Annotated in this window: 15 protein-coding genes and 1 pseudogene; 10 read left to right on the forward strand and 6 right to left on the reverse strand. The window is 65.0% G+C overall.

All coding sequences use genetic code 11. From position 1 onward, the window contains the following. The first annotated feature begins 422 nt into the window (after window positions 1-422). The 8 genes and pseudogenes from BN996_RS15065 (at window position 423) to BN996_RS15100 (ending at window position 7,840) form a co-directional block, all read left to right on the forward strand. A pseudogene (locus tag BN996_RS15065) lies at window positions 423-1,017 on the forward strand (helix-turn-helix transcriptional regulator). A gap of 220 nt (window positions 1,018-1,237) precedes the next feature. Then, window positions 1,238-1,594, forward strand: a complete 357-nt coding sequence (locus BN996_RS15070; RefSeq protein WP_089780427.1) for a hypothetical protein — start codon at window positions 1,238-1,240, stop codon at window positions 1,592-1,594. A 57-nt stretch (window positions 1,595-1,651) separates the two neighbouring features. After that, entirely contained in the window at window positions 1,652-2,002 is a 351-nt protein-coding gene (locus BN996_RS15075; RefSeq protein ID WP_089780429.1) for an SHOCT domain-containing protein, read from the forward strand. Window positions 2,003-2,128: 126 nt separating this feature from the next. After that, complete coding sequence (bioB, locus tag BN996_RS15080; protein ID WP_089780431.1) at window positions 2,129-3,187, forward strand: biotin synthase BioB; 1,059 nt, start codon at window positions 2,129-2,131, stop codon at window positions 3,185-3,187. Between the two features lie 248 nt (window positions 3,188-3,435). Then, window positions 3,436-4,908 carry an ABC transporter substrate-binding protein gene (locus BN996_RS15085; protein WP_089780433.1) on the forward strand — a complete coding sequence of 491 codons (1,473 nt, stop codon included), beginning with the start codon at window positions 3,436-3,438 and terminating at the stop codon, window positions 4,906-4,908. A gap of 23 nt (window positions 4,909-4,931) precedes the next feature. Continuing rightward, window positions 4,932-5,825, forward strand: coding sequence for a carbohydrate ABC transporter permease (locus BN996_RS15090; protein WP_089780436.1), 894 nt, complete (start codon window positions 4,932-4,934; stop codon window positions 5,823-5,825). Between the two features lie 4 nt (window positions 5,826-5,829). Further along, the gene (locus tag BN996_RS15095) at window positions 5,830-6,696 is read left to right on the forward strand and encodes a carbohydrate ABC transporter permease (RefSeq protein ID WP_089780438.1); all 867 of its coding nucleotides are present in this window, start codon (window positions 5,830-5,832) and stop codon (window positions 6,694-6,696) included. Window positions 6,697-6,706: 10 nt separating this feature from the next. Continuing rightward, window positions 6,707-7,840: an ABC transporter ATP-binding protein gene (locus tag BN996_RS15100; RefSeq protein ID WP_089780440.1), complete on the forward strand. Its 1,134-nt coding sequence runs from the start codon at window positions 6,707-6,709 to the stop codon at window positions 7,838-7,840. A gap of 35 nt (window positions 7,841-7,875) precedes the next feature. Here the strand turns inward: BN996_RS15100 and BN996_RS15105 are convergent, their stop codons facing one another. The 5 genes from BN996_RS15105 to BN996_RS15125 form a co-directional block, all read right to left on the reverse strand. Then, a complete protein-coding gene (locus tag BN996_RS15105; RefSeq protein ID WP_089780442.1) occupies window positions 7,876-8,277 on the reverse strand; it encodes an avidin-fold protein in 402 nt (133 codons plus the stop codon). A 100-nt stretch (window positions 8,278-8,377) separates the two neighbouring features. After that, the gene (locus tag BN996_RS15110) at window positions 8,378-8,563 is read right to left on the reverse strand and encodes a hypothetical protein (RefSeq protein WP_089780443.1); all 186 of its coding nucleotides are present in this window, start codon (window positions 8,561-8,563) and stop codon (window positions 8,378-8,380) included. Between the two features lie 676 nt (window positions 8,564-9,239). Further along, a complete protein-coding gene (locus BN996_RS15115; RefSeq protein ID WP_089780445.1) occupies window positions 9,240-10,007 on the reverse strand; it encodes an IclR family transcriptional regulator in 768 nt (255 codons plus the stop codon). Window positions 10,008-10,110: 103 nt separating this feature from the next. Further along, complete coding sequence (locus tag BN996_RS15120) at window positions 10,111-11,217, reverse strand: Gfo/Idh/MocA family protein (RefSeq protein WP_089780447.1); 1,107 nt, start codon at window positions 11,215-11,217, stop codon at window positions 10,111-10,113. A gap of 99 nt (window positions 11,218-11,316) precedes the next feature. Beyond that, window positions 11,317-13,419 carry a pectate lyase gene (locus tag BN996_RS15125; RefSeq protein WP_193310965.1) on the reverse strand — a complete coding sequence of 701 codons (2,103 nt, stop codon included), beginning with the start codon at window positions 13,417-13,419 and terminating at the stop codon, window positions 11,317-11,319. 380 nt (window positions 13,420-13,799) lie between these two features. On the opposite strand from BN996_RS15125, the gene BN996_RS15130 reads away from it, so the two are divergent. Together BN996_RS15130 and BN996_RS15135 are read left to right on the forward strand one after the other, a co-directional pair. After that, on the forward strand, window positions 13,800-14,948 hold the full coding sequence (locus BN996_RS15130; RefSeq protein WP_089780450.1) for a Gfo/Idh/MocA family protein: 1,149 nt from the start codon (window positions 13,800-13,802) through the stop codon (window positions 14,946-14,948). A gap of 24 nt (window positions 14,949-14,972) precedes the next feature. Continuing rightward, entirely contained in the window at window positions 14,973-16,349 is a 1,377-nt protein-coding gene (locus tag BN996_RS15135) for a nickel pincer cofactor-dependent isomerase, group 22 (protein ID WP_089780451.1), read from the forward strand. Between the two features lie 46 nt (window positions 16,350-16,395). Here the strand turns inward: BN996_RS15135 and BN996_RS15140 are convergent, their stop codons facing one another. Next, window positions 16,396-17,934: a glycoside hydrolase family 28 protein gene (locus tag BN996_RS15140; RefSeq protein WP_089780452.1), complete on the reverse strand. Its 1,539-nt coding sequence runs from the start codon at window positions 17,932-17,934 to the stop codon at window positions 16,396-16,398. Window positions 17,935-17,991 lie beyond the last annotated feature (57 nt).

Genomic DNA, 17,991 nt, shown 5'->3' on the forward strand with positions numbered 1-17,991 from the left:
GGTTCCCCGTATCTTATCCAGAGCCTGAAACAGCGCGGCGCGGTCGGGCGAAGGAGATTCGGGTGAGAGCGGCGAGTCGGTCGCCGAATGGGACGCGGTCTCGAACGGTCTCGGACGGTTCCCGCAGACGCGGGAAACGCATCGTATCACGCGAGTTCGGCTATCTGCTCACGGTCAGCGGGCTATCCCCCGGCGGAGACAGCCGCCGACGTACACGGAAAGTACGCGCTCCGACCTTATCCGGATTTTCCCTACGAATCATCGGCTCCGGGACGGCCGATAACTTGGAATCGAAACAGCACGGTGCATCCCGAACCCCATCGGGCGCACGCGGGCGTGGACGCAGCAATCACAACTGGTACACCGGTGTCCCCCCAATTACCGTGCATGAACGAGCACCACGGTGAACCGAGGTGGGACAGATGAATCGGCGACGAGCCGACGCGGTCGTCGGCGCGCTCGTCGCTGGCACCGTTCTCATCGGCGGAGCGCTCAGTTGGCAGGCGTACCAGCGACAGCAGGCGTTCGAGCAGATGGGGTCGATGATGGATATGGGAACGTCGATGGGGGCCGTTCACGGGACGAACCCGCTGTGGTACGTCCTCGGGACAGTCCTCGCCGCGACCGTCATCGGCGGCGGGTATCTCGCGGTTCGAGACGCGCTCAACGGTGCGGACGCGAGCGAGCGCGTCCAGAACCGGACGGCAGATCCGACCGACCGTGAGCGGTCCGAACCGCCGGCGGAAGTCGGCCAATCGGAGGAGACGAGTACCTCGACGTCACACCCGCGGACTCGCGTGTTGGACCTCCTGCCGGAGGACGAGCGTCGCGTCCTCGAACCGGTCGTTTCCTCCCCGGGTATCACGCAAATCGAACTCCGGGACCGCTCTGACTTCTCGAAGAGCAAGGTGAGCCAGACGGTGAGCGCCCTCGAAAAACGCGGGTTGCTGTACCGCGAGCGCCAGGGACGGACGAATCTATCCGAGTGACGAGCTACAGCAGAACCAAGCGCCGTAGCCGACTGCCGCGGCGTCTCCTCGCCCGCGGGTCGCCCAAACGAGATGGACTGCGAGTGCGAAAAAAATCCCAACACCGACGAATTCGGTGGGGATGAACGGTCTCGTTTCTGAAAAACGATTAGAACGACGTATAAACGTTCTCGAACGCTCTCAGGGATGGATTCACACCCAGCGAGATAACTCCGAAGCGGTCCTACGACCAACCGAGGAGAAACACAATGACCAACTTCGAACTCGGCCGCTGGCTACTCGTGGCGCTCGCAATCGCCGGACTCGCAGTCGCCGCGCCCGTCGTCAGTGCACACGGCGACGGACCGACCGCAGACGACGCACCCCCGGCCGACGGAACCGCCGCCGACTGGGCGGCGTGGATGGAATCGCAGATGGCCGAACACATGGGACCGGAGAGCGTCGAGTGGATGGAGTCGCACATGGGCGTGACCGTCGACGAGATGGCCCGATACATGGCAGACAACCACGACGACAGGACGCACGGACAGGGCGGATGGATGTACGGTCAGAGCGGCGGAACGTACGGTCAGAGCGGAGGGATGTACGGACAGGGCCACTGCTGACGGCCCTGGCCGACTGAATCGCCTCGACAGAACACCGCAATCCACCGATTCGAAATAATGACACAACGTGACACTCACCTCGGGCGTACTGCTCGCCGACTCGCGATGCTTGCGGTCCCGCTACTGGTCGCGGCGACCGGCACGGCCGCCGCCATGGGCGGCGGATACGGCGGTGGCATGAGGGGCGGTAGTTGGGGACTCTTCGGCGGCGGGATGGGCCTCTGGGGACTCCTCTGGATGGGGTTACTGCTCGTGGTTCCGCTGTACCTCGTCTTCGCCCTCGGGAAGCGGCGGGAGAGCGAACCCGACGAACGGCCGCTGTCGGTCCTTCGAACCCGCTACGCGCGCGGCGAACTCTCCGACGACGAGTTCGAACGGCGGCGCGAACGGTTGAAGCGCTCCGAATAGAGTCGTGGAGTCAGGGGGAAGGCCCCCTCTCGGAGCGGTCAATGGGGGGTACAGACCGACGGACGCGACCGCACAAGCTGTCGGTAGGTCAACGGGTTTTTGAACTCGTCAACTGAGATGTGAAGTATGGTTTACGAGACTGGAAACCCGACGGTCGACGACGCGGTGCGGCGAGTGCTCGACGGCGAGGAACTCGACCGGACCGACGGCGTGGCGCTCATCGCACAGCCGGCCGAGCCCCTCGCGGCGGGGGCCGACTACGTCCGCTCGGTCCGCTCCGACGGGACCGTGGACGCCTGTTCCATCGTCAACGCGAAGGCCGGCGATTGCGCCGAGGACTGCGGCTTCTGCGCGCAGTCGGCGCACTTCGACACCGGTGTCGAGACGCACGGGTTTCTCGGGCCGGAAGCGGTGTTGGACGCCGCGCGCCGTGCCGAGCGCGACGGCGCACAGCGATTCGGCATCGTCGTCGCCGAGAAGGGCGTCTCGAAGGAGCGCCGGCCCGACGAGTGGGCGGAGGTGCTGGCGGCGATTCGACTCGTCCGCGACGAGACGAGCGTCGAAATCGACGCCTCGCTCGGCCTGCTCACCGAGGAGGAGGCGCGAATCCTCGCCGACGAGGGCGTGAACCACTACAACCACAACATCGAGACCTCGCCTCGGTACTTCGACGAGGTGGTCGGAACCCACGACTTCGAGGACCGGCTCGTGACGCTTCGTCGGGCGAAAGACGCCGGGATGGACCTCTGTGCCGGCGTCGTCCTCGGGATGGGCGAGACGCCGGCGGACCGCGTCGACGCCGCTATCGAACTTCAGAAAGTCGGCGTCGAGTCGCTACCGGTGAACGTGCTCAATCCCGTTTCCGGGACGCCGCTCGGCGACGCCGACCACGCGGACATCACGACGACGGAACTCGTCAAGGCCGTCGCGGTCTACCGACTGCTCCACCCCGACGCGCGCGTCCGGCTGACCGGCGGGCGGGAGGTCAACCTCGCGCCCGACGAGCAACACCTGCCGTTCGAGGCCGGCGCGGACGGCGTCCTCACCGGCGATTACCTGACGACCGACGGCCAGTCGCCGGCGGCGGACATCGAAGTGGTCGAGCGGGCGGGGCTCGAACCGAACCGCGCGGTCAACGACTTCGACGTGGACGCGGTCAAGCGCCGGGAGTCCGGAGACGACTGAGGGACAGGGGACCGTCGAACCGCCGAATCGCCGAACCATCGAATTATCGAATCGCCGCCAGAGACGCGCCGCTCACCCAAGGGGTTGTGCCGAGACAGGAGCGAGATGACCTGCCGGTGGGGCGCTCGGTTTGACGCGACGACGTCCGTATTTTATACAGCAATCAGAGCAGTATGGGGCACACCATAGAACAACGTATGTCTAATTATCTTGCTTATAATAGTAAAATTTAAACTATATGTTCGGATATGTCCCGGTACATGCCTGAGAATGGCCCTGACGGCGAGCGAGCCGAAACGACGAACCGAACTGTCGGACGCACAACCAGTCGACGCGGATTCCTCGCAACGGCGGGGGCCGTCGGCGTCGCGGGACTCGCGGGCTGTTCCGGCGGGAGCAACTCGCCGACCGGAACCGAGGGCGGGAGCACCGAACAGTCGGGAACGACGGCCGGCGCGTCCGGCGCACAGGACGTGACGATTTCGTTTTGGCACATCTTCGGCGGCGAACTCGGCCAGACGCTGGGAGACATGGCCGCCGAGTTCTCGCAGCAGAACGACGGAATCACCATCGAGGCGGTCAACAACGGCGGCTACAGGCAGAACCTCAACCAGTCGCTACAGGCGTCACGGGCGGGAGACCCGCCGGGAATCGTCCAGATATTCGAGGTCGGAACGCGACTCGCGCTCGACAGCGGCTCGTTCACGCCGGTCGAGGAGATTCTGCCGGAGGACAAAATCGACTTCGACGACTTCCTGCCGTCGGTCCTGAACTACTACCGCATCGACGGGACGCTGAACTCGATGCCGTTCAACTCCTCGAACACCGTCATGCTCTACAACAAGAGCGCGTTCGAGGAGGCCGGCCTCGACCCCGAGAGCCCGCCGCGGAGCCTCGCGGAGGTCCGGCAGGCCGCACAGACCATCGTCGACCAGACCGACATGGAGAGCGGAATCAGCTGGCCGAACCACACGTGGATGCAGGTCGAACAGCAGTTCGCCAAGCAGGACCAGGTGCTCGTGAATCAGGAGAACGGCCGCGACGGTCGGCCCGACCAGACGTTCTTCAACTCCGAGGCGGGGCGTCGCGTCTACTCCTGGTGGAAGGGGATGGCCCAAGACGGCCTCTATCTCAACCCCGGCATCGAGGCGTGGGGCGAAGCGCGGCAGGCGTTCCTCACCGGGAAGGTGCCGATGCTGTGGGACTCCACGTCCAACATCGTCTCGATGCAGTCCGGCGCGAAGGAGAACGGCTTCGAACTCGGCTCCGGCTACCTGCCGACGCCCGACGGCGCGAACACCGGCGTCGTCATCGGCGGGGGGTCGCTGTGGGTGCCCGACGCCCTCTCCGACGAGAAGAAGCGGGCCGCGGGTGAGTTCATCGCCTACGTCACCCAGACCGAACAGCAGGCGCGGTGGCACCGCAACAGCGGCTACTTCCCGGTCCGACAGAGCTCCATCGACCGGCTCACGGACGACGGGTGGTTCGAGAACAACCCCAACTTCAGCACGGCGTTCGACCAGCTACAGGACACCGAGGACACGCCCGCGACGCGCGGCGCGGTGATGGGCGTGTTCCCCAAGAGCCGGTCGATTAACGAGGAGATATCCGTCAGCATCATCAACGACCAACTCGGCGTCGAAGAGGGGCTGTCGCGGATGGACACGCAGGTCGGCGAAGCGCTCTCCGGGTACAACGGCAACTACGACGGGAGCCAGTAGGCTCTCCCCGCCACGTCAGTTACATGTCTACTGCCACAAAACCGTACGACTCGACGCTTCAGGCGGCGCTGTTGTTACTCCCGACAGCGGCGGTACTCGTCGCGTTCCTGTACTACCCCGCGCTCGAAACGTTCCGTCTCAGCCTCTACGAGACGCTGTTTCTCGGACAGCGACAGACGTGGACCGGGCTCGGGAACTTCGTCACCCTGCTCACCTCGGGCACCTACCAGTACAGCTTCTTCGTCACGGTCGCGTTCGCGGCGGTCGTCGTCTTCGGGACGCTCGGCGTCTCGCTGTTGATCGGCTACATGATATTCTCCGTCGACGTCCGAACGTCCGTCTATCTCGTCGCCGCGATTTGGCCGTACGCGCTCCCGCCGGCGGTCGCCGCGGTTCTCCTGAACTTCATCCTCCATCCGAACCTCGGCATCTTCACCCACTACCTCGAACTCCTGACGCCGCTCACCTTAGACTGGTTCAACGACGGCCCGCAGGCGTTCGCCATCCTCGCGGTCGTCGCCGTCTGGAAACAGCTCGGCTACAACATCATCTTCATCGTCGCCGCGCTGAACAACATCCCCGAGATACTGACGGAGAACGCGCGCATCGACGGCGTCGGCCGGTTCAGAATGCTGTACAAGGTGTACGTGCCGATGATTGCACCGACGATGACGTTCCTCGTCGTCATGAACACGATATACGCGTTCTTCTCGACGTTCCCGCTCGTGGACCTGATGACGAGCGGCGGGCCGAGCGACGCCACGAACTTCCTGATATTCAAGCTCTACCGCGACGCCTTCCAGTTCAACAGCCTCGGGCTGGCGTCCGCGCAGTCCGTGATTCTGTTCGTCGTCGTGTCGGTGCTGATGTACGTCCAACTTCGGTTCGCGTCGGGCTACGGGCGGTACGGAGGATAACGAGATGGCCACAGAGACAGACACCACGACGTTCAACGCGAGACAGCTCGCGCACCGACTCCCCGACGACGCGCTGCTACACGGCGGCATCGTCTTCGCAATCCTCCTGATGGCGTCGCCGCTGCTGCTCGCGATTATCATGAGCACGCAGTCGACGACGGAGGTGTATCAGGTGACGAACCTCGGCCTCGGGTCGAGAGGCCTCTCGAACTACTCGGACGCGCTCGTGAACTACGACTTCAGCACGTACATGCTGAACTCGTTCGTGATGAGCGTCATCGTCGTCGTGGGGAAGGTCACGCTCTCGCTTTTCGCGGCGCTCGCGCTCGTCTACTACCGCTTCCCGTACGAGCGGGCGGTGTTCATGTTCATCCTGCTGACGCTGTTGTTGCCGGTGCCGGTTCGAATCGTCCCGCTGTTCCAGTTGATGGCCGACCTCGGGTGGACGAACTCCCTGTTGGCGTTGACCGGGCCGTACATCGCGAGCGCGACGGCCGTGTTCCTCTTTCGCCAGCAGTTCATGGGAATCCCGGCCTCGCTCGTCGAGGTCGCGCGCCTCGACGGCGTCGGCCCGCTCACCTTCCTGTTCAGGGTGCTCATCCCGATGTCGAGAGGGATGATCGCCGGGGTGTGCGTTATCACGTTCATCTACACGTGGAACCAGTTCCTCTGGCCGCTGGTCGTCGTGACCGACAAGAGCAGTCAGGTCGTCCAAGTCGGGATTCGGTACCTCCAGGGCTCCGCGCAGGCGGGGCTGACGCAGTGGGGGCTCATCATGGCCGGCGCGGTGCTCGCGTTGCTCCCGCCGCTCGCGGTGCTCGTCGTGCTACACCGACCGCTCCTGCGAACGCTCACCATCCAACAGAAATAGCGAACTCACCATGTCAGACATCACGATTCAGAACCTACGGAAGACGTACGACGACGTGCGCGCCGTGAAGGGTATCGACCTCGAAATCGACGACGGGGAGTTCCTCGTCGTCGTCGGCCCCTCGGGGTGCGGGAAATCCACGACGCTCCGAATGCTCGCCGGCCTCGAATCGGTGACGGACGGCTCCATCGCCATCGGCGACCGCGTCGTCAACGAGGTGCCGCCGAAGGACCGAAGCATCGCGATGGTGTTTCAGAACTACGCGCTGTACCCCCACATGACGGCGGCGGAGAACATGAAATTCGGCATGAAATCGGCCAGCGAGTTCTCCGCCGACGAAATCGAGCGCCGCGTCGAACAGGCAACCGAGACGCTCGGAATCGCGCATCTCCGCGACCGGAAGCCGAAGGAACTCTCCGGCGGGGAGCGGCAGCGAGTCGCCATCGGCCGGGCGCTCGTCCGCGAACCGGACGTGTTCCTGATGGACGAGCCGCTTTCGAACCTCGACGCGAAGCTCCGGGTGCAGATGCGCGCCGAGTTGCTCAAGCTCCACCGCGACCTCGATACGACGACCGTCTACGTCACCCACGACCAGACGGAGGCGATGACGCTCGGCGACAGAGTCGCCGTGCTCGAAGACGGGAAACTCCAGCAGGTCGCGCCGCCCCAAGAGCTGTACGACTACCCGACGAACCGGTTCGTCGCGGGCTTCGTCGGCGAGCCCGCGATGAACTTCGTTCCGGTGGCGGTCCGTCGGCAACGCGGTGAACACGTCGCCGAAGCGCCGGGACTCTCGCTTACGCTCCCCGCCGGGTCCGGACTGGACGACGTGGACGACGACGGTCTCACGCTCGGCGTCAGACCCGAAGACGTGTCTCTCGTCTCGAACACCGCCGGGGCGTCGGAGTCGTTCACCGCCGAGGTGACGGTCACCGAACCGCTCGGCGAGCTCCTGCTCTTGCACTGTCGCCTCGGCGACGAGGAGATTCGGGTCAAGGTCGAGCCGCGAAGCCGAATCACGGCCGGCGACACCGTCGAACTCGCCGTCGATACGGACCGTCTGCACCTGTTCGATTCGAGCGGCGACGCCGTCTACCACTCGTCGGTTCCCGAGCGGGCGACCGAGAGCGTCGCGGCCGATTGACGAGGCGAGCGGCGAAGCGAGCGCAGGGCGCGCCGCTACCGCCCGTCGAACGATTCGGGTGACAGGTCGAGGCCCGCCCGCTCCTCATCGGTGAGTTCTTCGAGAACGCTCGTCCCGGAGCCGGGCTTCGAGTCCCACGACCAGTCCTCGTGGAGGCGGAGGCGGCCGTCGCCCAGTCGCTCGATGCGGTCCGTGGAGTGGCCGGTCGCGGTCGTCCCGTCTTCGGTGACGTGAGAGTACCGGAAGTCGAGCGTGTCGCCGAGGTGGCGGCCGACGAGGTGGCCCAACCTGACGGTTCCGCCGCGGTACGTCGCGTGAAGCAGGTCGTCGGACTGGTCGAACCAGAAGTAGGTGTCGCCGCCGACGTCGCCGCTCTCGGCGTTGGCGACCGATTTGAAGACTCGTCCGTCGAGCGACGGCGCGTGAGATTCGGGCATAGTCCGTGTGCGAGGCCGAACGATATGAGTGGTCCGCCGAGACGCGCGAGATACCCGCTTGTCTCCCGACCGACCGTCACGACCCGTCACGACCCGTCGGTCAGTGGCTCCCCCGGTCCCCCGAGCCGCCGTCAGAGCCGGTTTCGACCGCGTCAGTCGCCTTATCGATGCCTCTCTTGGCCTTCTCCTCGCTCACCTTCGTCCGCTTTCCGACTTGTTTGGCGACTTCGTCTTCGCGTCCCTCTACGAGGCCGAGCAGCCGTCGAAGCTTGCTCATCACGCCCATAGCGTCGGCGGTAACGACTCCTCGGAAGAAAAGGTGGCGGCCGTCGAACGAACACGGCGGGTTCCGAGAGCACACGCCGATGAAATATAAATAATCAGATATACATTTGAAATTGGTATTTCACGGGGAGCCACTTCGAATCTCGATTCGTGGTTCGGGGGTACGAGGGAACGAACAAGAGAGGCGAACGGGCCGCAACGACGGTTAGTTCGACGTTTACGGGGTCTTTTCGGGGGCGAATCGCAACGACCCGAACCAGCGTTGGTCGGTACCGGAAACCGAGTCGAAAATCGGAGCGAACGGGATATATTGTGCTCTTCACCGTTTCAGCGTTCAAATAGTGACGTTTCTGATATCGTCGAACGCGAGTCGAGAGATAGCCTCTCAGAAACGAATTATTACTGGATTCCGATAGTACAGAAGACTAGTCTTGTATTCGATAGTATTGATACGCCGGCCGTAATCGAGAGCGTTCGGTCACTGCGTCCGAACGCCCGTTCAGGCGGGTGGAGCGGTACGAGAATATATTACAGACGTACGAGCGTAATTTGTTGATTCGTAGTAATAATCCAGCGGAGAGCGCGGCTGTAACTATCGTGGGTATATAACGTTCGGCGATTCCGAACGCCCGAGGACGCTCGACCGCGGAGAGTGACGCGGGGCGGTCCCACCCGAGTCACGCGAGCGCGAGCTCCAGTTCGAACTCGCTGACGATGTCTCTAACCGTGTGTGCGAGTTCGGCTTTCCTGTCCTCGCCGGTCACCGAGTGAGCCGGTCCCGTGACGCTGAAACCGCCGATAACGTCGCCGGAGCGCCGCGTCGCGGCGACGCCGATGGCGTAGAGTTCGTTGAAGTTCTCGGCGCGGTTGACGGCGTAGCCCTGCTCGCGGACGCGCTCCAGTTCCTCGAACAGCGCCTCGCGGTCGGTGGTGGTGTTTTCCGTCTCCCGCGGGAGGCCCCACCGGTCGATTATCTGTTCGATGCGCGGCTCCGGGAGTTCCGCGAGAATCGCCTTCCCGACGGCGGTGTTGTGCAGGAACAACCGGTTACCGAGTTGCTCGTGGGACCACCCCATCTTACTCCCCGACGCGGTGTGCAGGAAGACGGCCTTCCCGCCCATCTCGACGGTGAAAATCGACCGGAGGCGTGTCTCTTCGAACAGTCGCTCGGTGAACTGTCGCGCGAGGACGAACGCCGGCTCCCGCGTCCGGACTTGGTTCCCCAATCGGAGCAGTTCCGGACCGATAAAGTAGAAATCGCCCTCTTTGATGACGAACTGTTCCTGCTTGAGCGTCGCGAGGTGACCGTGAATCGTGCTCTTGGGCTTGTCCATCCGCTCGGCGATTTCGGAGACTCTCGCGCCGTCTATCGCTTCGAGTTGCTTCAGAATCGCTATCGAAGTGGCGGTCGTCCGAAGCGTCGTGGGCGAGTCATCCGTTGGCATACCTCGATATCTTCGGCCACGTATTTAAAGTTCAGGAAGGCCGAACGGCCGGTCGGCGACGCGGCGCGGCGCGGTCCGCCGGGCACAGCGTCGGCGAGCGCGTTCATCCCTCGACTTCGACCCAGCCGCCGCGCTCTCCGGACTCGTAGGCCGCGTCGAGGACGCGCAGCAGTTGCACGGCGTCGTCGACCGTCGCGGGCACGTCGCCGGTGTCGTAGCCCGCGAAGTAGTCCTCGAAGTAGTCCTGTACGAAGTCGCCCCACGCCGGGAACCGGTCGTAGGTGAACTCGAACTCGACGGTCCGTTTCGGCGCGGCGGTCCAGTCGGGGTGCTCCGAGGTGATGTCGAGCGGGACCGTGGGTTCGTGCTGCAGCGAGTCGTGGTGCAGCGGCGTCAGCGCCTGCGCGTCGGTGCCGTAGATGCCGAGGTGCGTGTCCTTGCCGCGGTCGCTCAGGTAGTAGCCGGTGTGATACGTGCCGAGCGTCCCGCTTTCGGTCTCGAACTGGAGGACCGCCCCGGCTTCCACGTCCGCCTCGACCGCGTCGTGGAATCGGGCGTTCACCCGCGCGATGGGGTCGTCGAGAATCCACGGCATCACGTCGACCCAGTGCGGACCGATCCACTGGAGCGCGCCGCCGCGACTCGTCTCTCGGTCGTAGAGGTAGTGGTCGGTGTCCCGGTAGGAGAGCTGGCTGGCGTTGAAGCGGCCGTCGAGCGTCCACACGTCGCCGAAGAAGCCCTCCGAAACCCGGTCGCGGAGCGTCATCGCGACGGGGTTGCGACGGTAGTACATCGTCGGCGAGACGGTCACGCCGAGTTCGTTGGCCCGCTCGGCGATGGCTTCGAGGTCGGCGGCGGTCCGGGCGATGGGCTTCTCGCTGATGACGTGGACGCCGTTTTCGACGGCGCTCTCGACGATTGCCGGCGTCTCGTCGCTCCGGTGGGTTATCCACGCCACGTCGACGTCGGCGTCTGAGACGAGTTCGTGAGGGTCCTCGTACACCGCCGCGCCGCCGACGAGGTCCGCCATGTCCTGTCCCTCGGTCGTGATTTCGTCGGGTCGGTCGTCCATCGCCGCGATATTCGCCACGTCGACCCGTCGTCCCGGTTCGCAGACCGCGGTAATCGTCGCGTCCAACTCGCTCGCGACGGCGAAGTAAGGGTCCCGGTGGTGGTGGTCGATACCGATGTATCCGATGTTCGCACCCATACACGTAGTTCATAGAAAATAATTTAAAAATATGTGGGTACGGGCAAGATAGCCGGCGGCGAACGGGGTGGCGGCGGACGGTGCGTCGGCCTCGTGCGGTCAGCGCCGCGGCGTCTCGACCCGCCGGGACCACGACCGGAGCCACGGGCGGGTTCCGCCGTTGGGGACGTTCAGTTCGTGGCTGTTGACCGGGAGGTCCGGGTAGCCGCCGACCCGCTTTTGGCTGTCGACGAGATAGCTCGCGCCGAGTTCGACGTGTTCGAGGATGCGCTCGTCGGTCGCGGTCCGGTCGGCGGGCCGCGCGCCGACGTTTGCGAGGTTGTGTTCGAACGTCCGGTCCGACGGCATCGCGGCCAGTCCGTCGGGCCAGAGCGGCCGCTCGTCGACCACGGTCACGTCGTCGTCGACCATCGCCACGTCGTCGTCGTCGGTGACGTTGTCTTCGAGGTACACCACGGCCGTGTCCACGCCGTCCTCGGCGAAGACGTTCGCCTTCTCCGAGTTGGGCTGGAGGTAGGCGTTGCCGACGATGCTCGCCTCGGTGTCGGGGTCCAACCACGTTCCGTCCTCGAAGTCGTACATCACGTTGTTGACGACGACGCTCTCGGTTCCCTCCTTGAGTCTGGGGTGGCGGTCGGTGTTGAACGCCCAGACGTTCCCCAGCATGGCGACGTTCTTCGCGTCGTTGCCGATGAGCGAGCCGTAGCCGTGTTCGCCCTTCGGGTGGACCGAGTCGTCGAGCGCCTCGGCGACGAGGCAGTTCGAGACGGTCGTGTCGGCGGTCTCGTAGCCGACCGAGAGACACTCGTCGACGCTCCACGAGGCAGAGACGTGGTCGATGACGTTGTTCTCCGTCTCGTCGGCCGTGTTGACCGTGTCGAGCGCCCAGTCCTCTGTCGGTTCATCGATGCCCGCGTCGCCGAGTCGAACCCGAACGTGCTGGAGGACGCAGTCGCTCGCCGCGATATTCACGCGTCCTTTGACCAGCGTGACGCCCGGCGAGGGCGCGGTCTGACCCGCGATGTAGCACTTGTCGTACGGAATCGGGAGGTCGCGCACGCCGAGGTCGATTGTACCGCTGGTCTCGAAGACGACCAGTCGCTCGCCGTCGACGGTGACCGCCTTCTCCAGTTGGCGGCGCGTCGGCTCGGTTATCACGATGACCGGCGTGTCGTCGTCGAGCCACGGGGCCGCATCGGCGAACCCGTCACTCGGTCCGAACTGCGACGCGCTGTCCGGGCCGGCGTCGGCCGGGACCTCGCTGTTCGACGGGCTCGGCGTGCTGAACGTGGAGACTGCGCCCCATGCAGTATCGCCGTCTGCCGTGTCGGCCACCGCGCGCACCTCGTAGTAGCGGCGTTCCGTCAGGTCGTCAGCCTCGACGTTGAACGCGCCCGACGAGGTGAGTTGCGTCGATTCCGTGGTCTGCCACGCTTCGGTCGGTACCTCCCGATACTCGAAGTAACAGTCCGCGGAATCGGCACCGCCGAGGTCGCCGAGTTCGCCGGTGAGCGTCGCGGAGTCGGGACCGACGTCGGTCACGTCGCCGGTCGAGACGAGCGGGACGCCCGTCGTGTTCTCCACGCTCCCCGCGACGTCGACGTCGCCGATATCGCGGTTCCGGTCGGGTTCGACGCCCGAGAGGCTCTGAAACGTCGCCGTCGCGAGCGTCCCCGAGAGGTGACTGGTGACGGCCAGTCCGACGTAGACGCTGTCGCCCAGCGAGATGTCGTCGGCCCCGAGCGTGTTAATCGACGTCCACGTCTCGCCGTCCGTGGAGCGGTACGTCTCTATCGTGTCGCCGTGTCGCGTGAGGCGGAGCCAGTCGGCCGATGTGCCGCCGACGCTATCCGTCTCAGCGCCGTCTTCGGGCCGATACTGCATCGACGCCTCGCCGTTGGGTCGCCGGCGGACCATGACGTTCTTCGAGTCGGGGTCGAGCGACTCGCGGACCATCGGACCCGCCTTCGTCCAACTTTCGACGTTGTCGATGCCGGTGTTCTGGACGGCGACGTCGAAGTCGCCGCTCAGCTCCGTGTAGTGGTAGTGGAACGCGTCGGCCGTCCCCCAGATGTCGTCGCCGCCGCCTCGCATCGTAATCACGGTCGCGGCCGCGGCACTGCCGCCGAAGAGGCCAGTCGTCGCCGCACCGATACTCCCGGCTCCGAGCACGCGGAGGAACGTTCTCCTATCAGGTTTCATGAGCGTATCACTCGAACAGATAACATATTCAACGATTGTTATAATTTACGGCGGCCTCGAACCCCGGCGGCCGGAAGTACATAAAGTTCGAACCAGTCGAACAGATTCCGTCGTTTCGGGGGCGAGATAACGGGATAGAGCCGAATGTATTACAGACATATGTTTGTAACACATTGTTCATTGCTTATAAAGTTCGGAGAGTTCGAATCGGTATGCGAATCGCTCGCGGCGCGGGCGGGGACCCGCTCTCACGCGGGGTGCGATGAGTCAGATTCACGACGAAGAGCCGTTCGAGCGCGCGAATCGCCGTCCATTGGGAACCCGATTCATGCAAAAGGTTATTACGCTCCGACAATCAGGTTGGTGCAACGAGTCAGCCCATGCAAGAGCTAGGTATCATTATGAACGGCGTGACCGGCCGGATGGGAACGAATCAGCATCTCATCCGCTCTATCGTCGCGCTGCGCGAGGAGGGCGGCGTGGAACTTCCCAGCGGGGAACGGGTGATGCCGGACCCGATTCTCGTCGGCCGCAACGAACGCAAACTCCGCGAACTGAGCGAGGAACACGGCATCGACCGCTGGACCGTCGACCCCGACCTCGAAACGTGTCTCGACGGCGACGACGAGGTGTACTTCGACTCGCAGATTACTCCCCGCCGGCCGGACAGCGTCATGAAGGCCATCGACGCCGGAAAGCACGTCTACTGCGAGAAACCGCTGGCGAGCGACCTCAGCGCCGCGCTCGACGTGGCCGGGATGGCCGAAGACAGCGACGTGAAACACGGCATCGTGCAGGACAAACTCTGGCTCCCGGGGCTGTTGAAGCTCCAGCGGCTCATCGAACAGGACTTCTTCGGCGATATCCTCTCCGTGCGCGTCGAGTTCGGCTACTGGGTGTTCACCGGGCACGGACAGGAGGCACAGCGCCCCTCGTGGAACTACCGGGCCGAGGACGGCGGCGGCATCGTCGACGACATGTTCTCCCACTGGAGCTACGTGCTGGAGAACCTCTTCGGCGAGGTGGAGTCCGTCCGCTGTCTCCAGAAGACCCACATCGACGAGCGAATCGACGAGGACGGCGAGCCGTACGAGGCGACCGCCGACGACGCCGCCTACGCCATCATGGAACTGGAAGACGACATCGTCGCCCAGCTCAACTCCTCGTGGACCGTCCGCGTCAACCGCGACGACCTCCTCGAAATTCAGGTCGACGGGACCGACGGCAGCGCGGTCGCCGGCCTGCGCGACTGCAAGACGCAGGGCCACGCGAACACGCCGAAACCGGAGTGGAACCCGGACACGCCGAAGGAACACGACTTCTACGAGGACTGGACGGGCGTCCCGAACAACCGGGTGTTCGAGAACGCGTTCAAGCTCCAGTGGGAGAAGTTCATCCGCCACGTCGTCGCCGACGAGCCGTTCCCGTGGGACTTCACCGCCGGAGCGCGCGGCGTCCAACTCACCGAGGCGAGCTATCGGTCCTCCGAGGAGGGCCGCCGCGTCGTTCTCGACGACCTCAACGCGTAGAAAAGCCCCCCGACGAACAGTTTTATGTCGAACTCGGCCGTCGAGTGGCGCATGCACACAGATGGCGACGAGAACCCCACAGACTGGCTCTCCGTGCCGGAGGACGTTATCCTCGAAGCGTGCGGAAACCCCCCGCTCCCCGAGTTAGGCGTCATCGAACAGCTCTGGGAGACGGAGCCGATTCCGGAAGCCGAGGTCCCGGAGGCGGCCGCGAGCGCCGTCGCCGCGCTGTCGTTCGCGGACGTTCCCGACGGCGGCGAGGTCGCACTCGGGGTCGGGAGCCGCGGTATCGCGAACATACCCGAAATCGTCGCGGGCGTCGTCGACGCCGTCTCCGAGGCGGGCTACGAGCCGTTCGTCTTCCCCGCGATGGGGAGCCACGGCGGCGCGACCGGCGAGGGACAGCGGGAGATGCTGAACGAACTCGGCGTCACCGAAGCACGAATCGGCTGTGAGATTCGGTCCAGCATGGAGGTCGTGGAGGTCGGGCGCACGCCGGACCGCGACGTGCCCGTCGTCGCCGACGCCAACGCGGCGGGCGCGGACGCCATCGTCCCCATCAACCGCGTCAAGCCCCACACCGACTTCGACGGCGAGGTCGAAAGCGGGCTGTCGAAGATGCTCGTCATCGGCATGGGCAAACAGCGCGGCGCGCAGATCGCCCACAAGTGGGCGGTCGACTGGTCGTTCCGGCGGATGATTCCCGAGATAACCGAGCAACTCTTGGACTCGCTTCCCATCGTGGGCGGCGTCGCCATCGTGGAAGACCAGCACGACGACACCACGCTGGTCGAGGGCGTCCCCCCGTCGGGCTTCCTCGACCGCGAGCGCGAACTGCTCGAAACCGCGTACGAACTGATGCCGAAGCTCCCGTTCGAGGAGCTCGATTTGGTCGTGTTCGACCGACAGGGCAAGGAGATTAGCGGGCAGGGGATGGACACGAACGTCATCGGCCGCCGGCCGTTCTCCATCAACGAGCCCGCCCCCGAGAAGCCGAACGTCAAGCGCATCTACACCCGCGGACTGACCGACAAGACCCACGGCAACGCGATGGGCGTCGGGTCGGCGGACGTGATTCACGAGGACATCGTCGCCGAGTTGGACGCGGGGACGACGCTCATCAACGCGCTCACCGCGAGCACCATCCGCGGCGTGAAGCTCCCGCCCGTCGTCGAGACCGACCGCGCGGGCGTGGTCGCGGCGCTGTCGACCATCGGCGTCGTCGACCTCGACACGGTCCGGGTCGTCCGCGCGGCCGACACCATGCACCTCCACCGGCTGTACGCCTCGCCGGCGCTGGTCGAGGAGGCCCGCGACCGCGACGACCTGCGCGTGGTCGAGGAGCCCTCGGCGATTGCGTTCGAAGACGGCCAGTTCGCCGCGCCGTCGCTCCGGGACTGAAGCGCGGAAGCGTCTTTTTCGAAAAATCGAGTGCGTCGGGCGTCGCCTACCGCTCGACCGGTTCCGGCTGCACCGGGACGACGGCTTCGGCCATGTCGCCGTAGTTGCCGGCGAGGAGCACCGAAGACTCGCCGTCGCCCTCGTCGCGGACGTGAGCGAACGGTTCGCCGTCCTCGGGGGCGACGCAGCCGCCGATTCGGAGGTGTTCGACGCCGTCCGCCTCGACTGCCGGCCCCTCGTCGGACTGGGCTTCGAAGCCGTCGAGAACCACGGTCGAACTCGCTTCCGCGGTCAGCGGGGTTCCGCCCCCGTCGGGGACCGTCACGCGAACGTCGTTGAACGAGACGCTGCCGAGCGACTTACAGAAGACGCCGTGTCGCTGGTCGTAGCCCTTCGCCATCGCCGGCGAGAGGTCCGAGGCGTCGAACGGGCGGGTCGCGTCGATGTCCACGTCGGTAAAGGAGATGCTCTCGAAGCGCCGTTCGGGAAGGCCCGCGAGGAACGCCGCCGACTCGACCTCCTCGGCGGTGATGTGGTGGAAGTCGACGTTGCGGACGTTCGGCGTCGCCTCGGTGACGGGCTCGGGGTCGCTGTCGATGTCCGTCTGGTAGTAGCCGTTGATGACGAACGGGCAGGCGACGCGGCGCATGACGATGGTGTCGAACCGGAGGTCCTCGACCGTCCCGCCGCGGCCGCGCTTGGACTTGATGCGGATGCCGCGGTCGGTGTCGGTGAAGGTGCAGTTCGTGACGGTGACGTGTCGCACGTCGCCGGCCGTCTCGCTCCCGATGACGACGCCGCCGTGGCCGTGTTCGACCGTGCAGTTCGTCACGACGACGTTCTCGGTCGGGCGACCGACCTCGCGGCCCTCCTCGTCCTTGCCGGACTTCAGGCAGATGGCGTCGTCGCCGGCGTCGATGTGGGTGTCGCTGACCCTGACGAACCGCGAGGAGTCGATGTCGATGCCGTCGCCGTTCGGGGCGTCCGGCGGGTTCTGAATCGATACGTCGTGAATCGTCACGTCCTCGGAGTAGACGACGTGCGTGTTCCAAAACGGGGAGTTCCGAAGCGTCACGCCGGAGACGGTCACGTTCTCACAGCCGTCTATCTGGAGCAGCGGCGGGCGCACCGTGAACGTGCTCACCTCGTCCTGCTGGTTGCCGCGCCGAATCTCTTCGAGTCGCTCGGCGAGTTCGGAGGGGTACTGTTCGGGCGGTAACGACACGAACTCCCACCAGTAGGAGCCGCCGCCGTCGATGACGCCCTCGCCGGTGATGGTGACGTTGGAGGCGTCGGCCACGTGGAGACACGGGTGGAAGCCGTCTTGGTCCCACCCCTCCCATCGGCTCTCGACCGTCGGGAACTCGGTGAAGTCCTCGACGAACCGGAGTTCCGCGCCGTTCGCCAGCCTGAGAGTCGTGTCGTCGCCGACGCGGAGCGGGGCGCTTCGGTACGTCCCCGGCGGGAGATACACCTCGCCGCCCTCGCCGGCGCAGTCGTCGAGCGCCGCCTGAATCGCCGCCGTGTCGAGCGAATCGTCGTCGTCGGTACCGTAGTCACGCACGTTCCGCTGTTCGAGAGTCACGCCTCAAGCATCCGCGAGCGAATTGATAAACGTTGTGCCGGGGTAACACGACGCAGC

It is taken from the genome of Haloferax massiliensis (assembly GCF_001368915.1).
Taxonomy (GTDB): Archaea; Halobacteriota; Halobacteria; order Halobacteriales; family Haloferacaceae; genus Haloferax; species Haloferax massiliensis.